The organism is Clostridium ragsdalei P11 (assembly GCF_001675165.1).
GTDB lineage: Bacteria > Bacillota > Clostridia > Clostridiales > Clostridiaceae > Clostridium_B > Clostridium_B ragsdalei.
Genome location: NZ_LROS01000045.1, coordinates 1 through 9,774 on the forward strand (window position 1 = coordinate 1; position 9,774 = coordinate 9,774).

Consider the following 9,774-nt stretch of genomic DNA (forward strand, 5'->3'; position numbering starts at 1 on the left):
TGTCTATAAGCCATTTCATTGTTTCCAGTTCGATATCATCATCCACTGAAGCACAAACATCAATAAAATCTGCACCTGCTTCTGTTTGCTTTATTGCAAGATTTCTTATAAATTCTGCATCTTTTGCCGCAATGGCTTTACCTGTGGAAGGAATCGCTCCATTAATTTTTTCACCAATTATTATCATAATATACACCCCTTCTTTAAACATTTACTTTAATTTGCCACACCCATTATTCCAATTGCTGTACCCTGCATATTTTCCGGCACTACTTCTAATCCTAATGCGGCGCCCATAAAAATCAAATGGCATATCAACATATAGTAATCGTTGACAATTACACTGTCAACGACAGAAGTAAACGTCAACAAGACAAAGCTGATAATGATTAACGTCTTTTTGTTTATTCTGTCTACTAAAGCACCGCTAATGAATCAAAAAATAACACCTATTATGGCTGGTCCGGTGATAATAGCATTGACTAAATTATCATTTTTAATACCTAATATAAATTACTTGCAATAGGTATCACGACCATATCACCCATTGCACACATAGTTGATAAAAATAACACAGCAAGATTCAGGAAAATGAGATTAGGTGCTTTTACAATATTTTTGTATATAATATGTTCATCATCCTACACCTCAAAAATCCCATTAAACATTTACATTAAGAAAATATAGGTCCTCAGCTGTTCACAACATTTAATTGACCCTAATCAGGATATGTATCTGCTGCGTCAATTGAAAAGATATGTCATAATCTCTAATTCTCCTAACTAAATCTATACATTTTTTATTATCGTATAAATAACAGAAGAACCAGCAGAAATCGTCGTAATTTATCAACTATTTGATATAATTACATTATAGCAAATGGAAATTTGTAATTCTATTTGCAGAATGTACATTTTTTTAAGAATAATTTATACAAAATGTATACATTAGAGGTGCTCATGAAATTATGAGCAGGATGGGGCATATATTTGTTTTGGATATGATAAAAGTATAGAATTTCACAAAAACATGGATATTATTTTTGTAACCCCAGAACTTAATCCACTAGAAATAATGGAAAAGCTGCAGGATACGTTCAACCTATTTTCAAATTGGGACAAAAATCTGCTAGAGTTGTTAGCCAATAATGCTCCACTGAGGGAGTTAGGTGAATCTGCACTTCCGTTCATAAATAACCCGATTGCAATATATACGCCGGGACTTCGAAACATTTTTTTCTGTGAGAGAAAAAAAGCGAGAAATTTGATGCTGTATTCAGAGGAAGACACCAATAAATATTTAAGTCCCGAAGGAAGTGTATCTTTAGAGCAGAAAGACTATATTTTGGCGATTGTGAATTTAAATGCAACGGCTAAGACAAGAGATGAACTGCTATCCGTATTGGAAACATTTATGATGAAACAATTTGGTGCTACCGTTATGAGCAATACGCTCTAAAGCGATTAATTCTCCGAGCGGCTGCTGAATCAAACATAGAAGCCCTCTGCCCCCAGGGCTTGCTCAGATTAATGGACTATGATAAAAAGCACAGGCGGGAATATACCAAAACCTTGAAAATATATTTGCAAAATAACCTGAGTGTTACAAAAACTATCCGGCATCTTTATATGCAGAGGGCAACATTTTTATATCAATTGAAGCGGATTCTTGAAATATCGAAATTGGATTTAGATGATCCTAAAGTCAATCTTCATTTGCTAATCGTATTTGAAATAATGGAAGAAAGAAAATTAATTTTGTGTGCCAAAGAACATCCTTTTAAAATGTGATATAATTCCTTTTATATAGAAAGCTGTAGAAAAAAATTAAAAAATAAAAATCTTACGTCGTCAAATCCTAAATTTTGCAAAATAAAAAAGCCTTAAAAAAATTTAATAAACTCTTCTAAAGCTTGTAACATCAATTGGCGGGAATATGTGAGAATCGAACTCACCCATCGTGGTATTAGCACGACAACACAGTTTTGAAGACTGGCAGGCACACCAGCACCTATCTACTCCCATTTCAAATCACCAAGTACTATTATAAGTAAACCAAAACCCAATGTCAACGAATTCATATGTGGTTAATAAAGGATTCTTTTATCTTCCATCCTCTTGGTAAACTTTATAGTATCAAAATGCTCCATAAGTGCTAAAGCATACTTTCTGCTGGTTTGTAGTTCATCTCTAAATTCAGCAATTGATATGTTTCCATGCTCCTTTATAAAATTTATTACAATATCTTTAGCCTTTTGATAGTACTCAGAGAGAAGCCAGAAATTCTCAGAAATTTTAACTATATCTTCCCTATCAACTAAAGATTCAAATACCATTCTAAATGATTTTTTATCCTTGCACCTACTCTCTAAATCCGAGTACTTTGGTGGAATAAACTTTTGCTTTTTAAACTCACTCAGTATATTTTTTCTAATATCATTCTGCATATCATTGTATTTAGGTTTAAAATCTATTAGGGATACAAAATTTTTGTAAGTATTTATAACATTTTTATCCTCTAAAAACTCCATTATACAATCATATATTTTTTGCTTAATTTTTTTCCCAAATACTTTATTTTTAATTTCTTCTTTTGATATTCCTATTTTTAAAGGATTATTTTCATGAAACTTTTCTAATATATCCTCTAATACATTAATTTTTTCATTCAAAAAATCTTTATGAAGATATACATTTTTTTCTCCTCCATTTAATATTACTATTGTTCCACTATCTACTAGCTTTTTTAACTGATTCTTTATGCTGACTTCGTTTTTACCCAAAGCCTTTAATATATCCTCTTCTTTAGGATAACTTTCGCTCAAATTTTTAATGACACCTTCTAGTATATTTTGTGTATTCCCTTTTTCCTTTATTCTTAACTCTTCTATATATTCCTCATTAAATCTTTTAGCTTTCTTAGCAGAAGGTTCTATTATGATTCCTCCACCTATTGTACTCATAGGAGAATAACTTCTTATTACAAATCTATCTTTTCTCTGGGAAGTAAGCTGCTTTTCCAATCTAAATTGAATGTAAGAATCTTCTCCTGGATTTACTTCCTTCTTATCAAGTATCACTACCCTACATATGATTTCACTGGTACCATGGTAAATCCTTACCCTTTGTCTATTCTTCAGAGGTTTTGGTGCACTCTTTAAATAATGTAATTTGCAATCTATCATGAGAGATGGTTCCATTAAATTTTCTAATGATATGACATCTCCCCTATCTATACTACTAGTTTTTACATTTGCTAAATTTATTCCGCATCTTTCACCTGCTTCAGCTTTTTTTACCTGTTTATCATTTATTTGTATGCCTCTCACTTTAGATAATACTTTGGAAGGATATATTTGTACTTGTTCACCTTCTCTAATACTTCCACTAATTACAGTACCCGTTACAACTGTGCCAAATCCACTTATAGAAAAAACTCTGTCTACAGGAAGCCTAAAATGTCCTCTTATATCTTTACAGGAAACATCTTCTGTAAGTCTATCTATTTCTCTTGCCAGAGAATCTAAACCAATTTTAGTTTTAGAAGAAACTTTGCATATGGGAGCATTCTCTAAAAAAGTTCCTTTAAACTCTTTCTTTATATCCTCTATTACCATATCCAGCCACTCTTCATCTACTAAATCTATTTTAGTAACCACAATTATACCTTTATTTACATTTAAAAGTTGAAGTATTTCAAAGTGCTCTCTAGTCTGCGGCATAACTCCCTCATCTGCTGCAATCACCATAAGTACTAAATCTATACCACTAACCCCAGCTAACATATTTTTTATAAATTTTTCGTGACCAGGTACATCTATAATTCCAGCTTTTTTTCCTGATGGCAAATCAAAGAAAGTAAATCCAAGGTTTATTGATATTCCTCTTTCTTTCTCTTCTTTTAAAGTGTCAGTTTCCCTTCCCGTCAAGGCTCTTATAAGTGCAGTTTTGCCATGGTCTATATGCCCCGCTGTTCCTATTACAACATGCCTCATACAAAATTACCTCCAAACTGAAATGTATCAAGTTAGGCATTTCAAAGAAAATACCTTAAGCTACAACTCTGTAAAAGCATCTACCAAAATATCAAAATCCCTATCTAGCATAGTTCTTAAATCCATTATAACTTGATTATGCGCTAATCGTACAATTATAGGTACTCTTCTCTTTCTAAACTTTTTATTAACCTGTTCTGGTGACACACTGCTGCTTTCTGCTTTAATTACATAGGTAGGTATTTTTTGTCCTGGCATGGATCCCCCTCCTACCATGGAATAATCTTCTTCTACAGTAAATTTAAAATTCAAATTCTTATTTTCAAGTTTCTCCTTCAAAATAAGAGCTCTGCGTTTTTGCTCGTATTCACTTGCAAGTATCATATGCAGTGTTGGTATATTTTTTATTGCTTCACTTTCATCTAGATAATATTTTAATGTGCCTTCAAGAGCTGCAAGAGTCATTTTATCTATTCTAAGAGCCCTTGTAAGCTGATTTTCTTTCATCTTGTCTATATATTTTTTCTTTCCTACAATTATGCCCGCCTGAGGCCCTCCCAGCATTTTATCTCCACTAAAAGTAACTACATCAACACCTTTATCTATGCTTTCCTGTACTGTAGGCTCATACTCAAATCCATATCTAGAAAAATCTATAAGTGTTCCACTTCCTATATCCTCTACTACCGGTATCCTGCTTTTTACTGATAGTTTCACCATTTCTTCTAAAGACACCTCTTCTGAAAAACCAATTATTTTAAAATTAGATGTGTGAACTTTTAAAAATGCTCCCGTATTTTCACTAAGGGCATTTTCATAATCTCTCAGATGAGTTTTATTAGTTGTTCCTACTTCCACAAGATTGACTCCACTAAATTCCATAACTTCAGGTATTCTAAAAGAACCCCCTATTTCCACCAGTTGTCCCCTAGACACTATGGCTTCCTTTCCACTGCAAAGAGTATTTAAAACCAAGACTACTGCAGCTGCATTGTTATTTACAACTAAAGAAGCCTCTGCTCCTGTAATCCTTTTAATCAGCTCTTCTACGTGGCTATACCTAGATCCTCTTGTGCCTTTTTCCAGGTCATATTCTAAATTACTATAATTATGAGCTGCATCAATTACATTCTTTAAAGCACCATCACTTAAAATGGATCTCCCTAGATTAGTATGTATGATAACTCCCGTAGCATTTATTACATTTTTCAAGTTGGGCTGCTTTTTTTCTTCAATTATTATTCTAAAGCTTTTCAATATACCTTCTTTTGTAAAGTCTTCAATTTTACCCTTTAAAATAAGATTTCTATAATTGTCTACAGCTTCTCTTAAAGATTCCATTACAATTTCTTTCATTGTAGTGCCAGTCTCTAATTTTACAATTTCTTCATTCAAGAGTTCATCCATTTTAGGAAGTTTTCTTAATAATTGTTTTTTATCCACAACTTGACTTTCACTCCTTTAAACCATTATTCTACTTCTATATATTTCTTCTCCTGAAAAGGTACGACTTCACCTATTACAGAAGATTTTACTTCAAGCTTTGAAAGTTCCTTCATAATTTTAATACCTTCTGATTTGCTGCAGGTTATAAGAAGTCCACCAGACGTCTGTGGATCAAATAAAATATCTTCCATCCACTCAGGTACATTTTCTATTGAATATTTACCTTTCAAATAGTCTTTATTTCTATATGCACCTGCCGGTACCAATCCCATTTCGGCATATTCTCTTGCCTCTTGTATATAAGGTATTCTACTTGCATAAAGCTTTAATGTAACACCAGATGCAGAAGCCATTTCATATCCGTGCCCCATAATTCCAAAACCAGTTATATCTGTACATGCACTTACAGAGTATTTACTTACTATTTCTCCTGCGTACTTATTTAAAGTAGACATAACTTTAATTGCCTTATCATAAGCTTCTTTAGATGCCATTTCTCCTTTTATTGCAGTATTAATTATTCCTATACCTAAAGGCTTAGTAAGTATAATTACATCCCCTACTTCAGATCCACAATTTTTAAGTATGTTACTAGGATGTACGAGTCCCATAACTGACAACCCATATTTAGGCTCATTATCCTCTACAGTATGGCCTCCAACTACTACTGCACCTGCTTCAATAACTTTATCAGCACCACCTCTTAGTATTTCTCCTAGCACCTCTTCAGGAAGACAGGAAGGAAAACAAACTATATTAAGTGCTACTTTAGGCTTTCCTCCCATCGCATATATATCACTTAGAGAATTTGCTGCAGCTATTTGACCAAAAGTATAAGGATCATCCACTATTGGTGTAAAAAAATCAAGTGTTTGTATTACTGCTGTATCATTATCTAATTTATAAACCGCAGCATCATCCGAAGTCTCTATTCCAACCATTAAATTTTCATTTTCCATTCGAGGTAACTTACCCAGTATTTTAGAAAGGACCTCCGGTCCTATTTTAGCTGCTCACCCAGAAGTTCGAGCAAGTTCTGTTAGTCTCTTATGCTTCAAAATAACACCTCCAATAGAAATTCATTCTCTACAATATTGTACACCATTTTATAACAAACTTCATCTATCTATATCTACCTTACCTCTATCTTATCCTTTATCTTTTCAATGGTTTTATCACCTATTCTTCCTACCTTTTTTAAATCCTCAATAGAAGAAAAATCCCCATTTTTTTCTCTATAGTCTATTATCTTTTGAGCAGTAACATCTCCAACTCCAGGTATTGTTTTTAATTCTTCTTTGGAAGCTTTGTTTATATTTACCTTTCCATCCTGTCCTACTCCTCCACTACTGCCTCCTTTCCCACCAGATTCAACCTTATTTGTCCCATTCTCTACTTTTTTGTCTACATATATATAATCTTCATCCTTTAACTTCTTAGCTAAATTTAGTTTACTTGTATCCGCTGCAGCTGTAAATCCACCTGCTTCCTTTACAATATCCTGTATTCTACTATCATTTTTCAATTTATACACTCCAGGATTTTTAACTTCTCCATTTACATATACGGTTATGCCTTTATATGGCTTACTTTTAGAGGCTTCTCCAGCATTATCCTGATCTTTAAATACTTCTTCACTCTTCACTGCAGTATTACTGGATGGTCTCGAGTTCACATACCCTATAATTAAGAATAAGGCAAATACAATCAAAATAACAATTGAACCTACAATTTTTTTCTTATCTCTCATTACTATTCCCCTCTTATATAATTGTAATTTGCAATGAAATATATTTATGTTTATAATTTAAATTATTGACAATTTAAAAAAATTATGTCGCATATATATTATTTTTTTGATATAATATTTAGGAATTGTCCTAAAGGAGGAAAAAATGAAAAGAATAGTCACATTTGCACTACTGTTTTTGCTTATTTGTTCTAATAATCCCTATGGAGTAGTTCATGCTAAAGAAATGCCTCCTCCTGTTTCAGCTGATGGCGCTGTAATTTTGGATGCAGCTACTGGCCAGCTTTTGTATTCTAAAGACCCAGATACTGCGTATCCACCAGCATCCACTACCAAAATAATGACTGCACTTTTAACACTTGAAAATACAAATCTAAATGATAAAGTTATAATCGGTAAAAATCCACCAAATGTAGATGGAACTAGAGTTGGACTCTGTGAAGGTGAGCAATTAACTGTAAAGGATTTGCTATATGGTTTACTGCTAGCTTCAGATAACGATTGTGCAGAAGCACTAGCAGAACATATAGGTGGTACTATGGATAAGTTTGTAGCTAAGATGAATAAAAGGGCTAAGGAACTTGGAGCTAAAAATACCAATTTTGTAAATCCTACTGGATTATTTGATGAAAACCATAAAACCTCAGCAAGAGATTTAGCTCTAATGATGAGAGCACTATCTAAGCATCCTGAATATTCTAAGATAGCTACTACTATATCTTATACTATCCCAGCTACCAACAAATCCCCACAGCCAAGGGAAGTATGGAATGAAAATAAATTGATACAAAAACAATCCACCTATTATTACAGTGGATGCCTAGGCGGTAAAACAGGATATACCGTACAATCATTTCACTCCTATGTATCTACAGCTACAAGAAATGGACAACAGCTTATAGTGGCACTAATTCACGATAAAAATAAAACTTTTTTCCCTGACGCAGTAGCTTTATTTAACTTTGGATTTAACAATTTTACCTTTACCAAGTTATACCAAAAAGGAGCTTTAGTCACAACTTATAATAAAGATGGACTTTCTATTCCACTGATTGCTGCTTATGATTTTTACTATATCAAAGCTAAGGATGATACAAATGTACCTCAGGTAACCCTAAAGGATAAAAACTTAATGTTTAGATTCTTTAAAAAGGGAGATATAGTTGATGAAGCTTCTATATCCTTTGAAGGAAGAGAAATAGGAAAATTAAAGCTTGCAAGCAGCATAACTCATGGTGAAAAACAAGTATTAAATTCTAACAATATGCAAAAAATTATTATGAAAAATAAGTATTTACTCGCTGTACCACCTATCATTATAATTTTAGCTGTTGTATTTGTGTTGAAAAGACGTGTATTCTCTAATAAATAATTATATTAAAATAAGCTGAAACTTAAAATACATAGAGTTTTAGCTTATTTTTTCTATTAATTTTAGAATATCTTCTGGGATAGCAGTTTCTAGCTCCAATATCTTATTTCCTCTAGGGTGTGGAAATTTAAGCCTATAAGCATGAAGTGCCTGCCTATTTATATACATACTGTCGTTCTCTTTTCCATACAATGTATCTCCATAAAGAGGATGACCTAAATAACTTAAATGTACCCTTATTTGGTGGGTTCTTCCCGTTTCTAACGTAAGCTTTAATAACTGATCATTCTTAAAATCCTTTATTACCTTATAGTGAGTAATGCTTTTCTGTCCTCTTTCATCTATAATTCTTCTTATGTCTTCTCCTTCTTGTCTATATATTGGCAAATCTATAGTTCCTTCATTTTCTTCCATCTTTCCATGAATGACAGCAATATAACTCTTTTCAAATTCTTCACTTTTCATGTCTCTTGCCAGAGCCATATGAGCAAATTGATTTTTTCCAACTATTATAAGACCTGAAGTATCCATATCCAATCTACTTACTAATCTTACTATACAATCTTCTCCCTTCTCCTTAAAATAATACATAAGTCCATTAGCCAAAGTACCTGAAGGATAACTTCTTGTAGGATGCACCACTATACCCGGTCTTTTATTTACAACTATCAGATCATCATCTTCGTATGCTACTTCTATATCCATTTTCTCAGGCTCTACATTTTGAGACTCCTCTTTTACAAGGTTTAAAGATATACTTTCCCCTGACTTTACTATATGGTTTAATTTTACCCTTTTATTGTTTATCTCTATCCTTCCACTCAAGGCCGCCCCTTTTATAAGTCTGCCTGAAAGTCTTTGAACTCTTTGCAGGTAGTATCTCAATTTCAATCCTTCATCTTTTTCATCTACTATAAATACTATCTTATTTTCTTTCATATAACTTTTCCTTTCTGCAGCAAACTGCTAAATACAATTAATAATTAATTGTTAAGAATTAATTGTTATGGATGATTTTCTTTCGTTAAAACTCCAAAAAATCTAAAATATAATGCTGCTGATGCAATCTTAAATTAGAAACCCTATATAGGGTTTCTAAGTGATAATTTAACTTATACTAGGAAACTTCTAGCATAAGCTAATGAATGAATCTTAGCAAAATTAGAATTAAGTTCGTCAAAAAGAATTTTAATATCTGATACTAATTCCCAT

The 9,774-nt window shown here is 32.6% G+C and carries 8 protein-coding genes, 1 tRNA gene and 1 pseudogene; 3 read left to right on the top strand and 7 right to left on the bottom strand.

The features are described from left to right. Nucleotides 1-187, bottom strand: a pseudogene (locus CLRAG_RS15970) (methyltetrahydrofolate cobalamin methyltransferase); the annotation flags it as partial. A gap of 842 nt (nucleotides 188-1,029) precedes the next feature. Here CLRAG_RS15970 and CLRAG_RS15975 point away from each other — a divergent pair. Beyond that, nucleotides 1,030-1,458, top strand: coding sequence for a hypothetical protein (locus CLRAG_RS15975; protein ID WP_065079313.1), 429 nt, complete (start codon nucleotides 1,030-1,032; stop codon nucleotides 1,456-1,458). Between the two features lie 71 nt (nucleotides 1,459-1,529). Next, nucleotides 1,530-1,790 carry a helix-turn-helix domain-containing protein gene (locus CLRAG_RS15980; RefSeq protein WP_083985766.1) on the top strand — a complete coding sequence of 87 codons (261 nt, stop codon included), beginning with the start codon at nucleotides 1,530-1,532 and terminating at the stop codon, nucleotides 1,788-1,790. A gap of 135 nt (nucleotides 1,791-1,925) precedes the next feature. Here CLRAG_RS15980 and CLRAG_RS20650 read toward each other — a convergent pair. From CLRAG_RS20650 to CLRAG_RS16000, 5 genes are all read right to left on the bottom strand, one after another. After that, a tRNA-Sec gene (locus CLRAG_RS20650) sits at nucleotides 1,926-2,022 on the bottom strand. Between the two features lie 64 nt (nucleotides 2,023-2,086). Beyond that, the gene (gene selB, locus CLRAG_RS15985) at nucleotides 2,087-3,994 is read right to left on the bottom strand and encodes a selenocysteine-specific translation elongation factor (RefSeq protein WP_065079315.1); all 1,908 of its coding nucleotides are present in this window, start codon (nucleotides 3,992-3,994) and stop codon (nucleotides 2,087-2,089) included. A gap of 60 nt (nucleotides 3,995-4,054) precedes the next feature. Beyond that, nucleotides 4,055-5,437, bottom strand: coding sequence for an L-seryl-tRNA(Sec) selenium transferase (selA, locus tag CLRAG_RS15990; RefSeq protein ID WP_065079316.1), 1,383 nt, complete (start codon nucleotides 5,435-5,437; stop codon nucleotides 4,055-4,057). Between the two features lie 26 nt (nucleotides 5,438-5,463). Next, complete coding sequence (gene selD / locus CLRAG_RS15995; protein WP_154105005.1) at nucleotides 5,464-6,498, bottom strand: selenide, water dikinase SelD; 1,035 nt, start codon at nucleotides 6,496-6,498, stop codon at nucleotides 5,464-5,466. 74 nt (nucleotides 6,499-6,572) lie between these two features. Continuing rightward, nucleotides 6,573-7,190, bottom strand: coding sequence for a helix-hairpin-helix domain-containing protein (locus CLRAG_RS16000; protein WP_065079318.1), 618 nt, complete (start codon nucleotides 7,188-7,190; stop codon nucleotides 6,573-6,575). A gap of 145 nt (nucleotides 7,191-7,335) precedes the next feature. On the opposite strand from CLRAG_RS16000, the gene CLRAG_RS16005 reads away from it, so the two are divergent. After that, a complete protein-coding gene (locus CLRAG_RS16005) occupies nucleotides 7,336-8,562 on the top strand; it encodes a D-alanyl-D-alanine carboxypeptidase family protein (RefSeq protein ID WP_065079319.1) in 1,227 nt (408 codons plus the stop codon). Between the two features lie 39 nt (nucleotides 8,563-8,601). Here CLRAG_RS16005 and CLRAG_RS16010 read toward each other — a convergent pair whose 3' ends face one another. Beyond that, complete coding sequence (locus CLRAG_RS16010; RefSeq protein ID WP_065079320.1) at nucleotides 8,602-9,501, bottom strand: RluA family pseudouridine synthase; 900 nt, start codon at nucleotides 9,499-9,501, stop codon at nucleotides 8,602-8,604. Nucleotides 9,502-9,774: the final 273 nt, after the last annotated feature.

Excerpts from the sequence above, each read along its gene's own strand:
- selB (WP_065079315.1), bottom strand. The coding sequence starts at position 3,994 with ATGAGGCATGTTGTAATAGGAACAGCGGGGCATATAGACCATGGCAAA.
- CLRAG_RS16005 (WP_065079319.1), top strand. The coding sequence starts at position 7,336 with ATGAAAAGAATAGTCACATTTGCACTACTGTTTTTGCTTATTTGTTCT.
- CLRAG_RS16010 (WP_065079320.1), bottom strand. The coding sequence starts at position 9,501 with ATGAAAGAAAATAAGATAGTATTTATAGTAGATGAAAAAGATGAAGGA.
- CLRAG_RS15980 (WP_083985766.1), top strand. The coding sequence starts at position 1,530 with ATGGACTATGATAAAAAGCACAGGCGGGAATATACCAAAACCTTGAAA.
- CLRAG_RS16000 (WP_065079318.1), bottom strand. The coding sequence starts at position 7,190 with ATGAGAGATAAGAAAAAAATTGTAGGTTCAATTGTTATTTTGATTGTA.
- CLRAG_RS15975 (WP_065079313.1), top strand. The coding sequence starts at position 1,030 with ATGGATATTATTTTTGTAACCCCAGAACTTAATCCACTAGAAATAATG.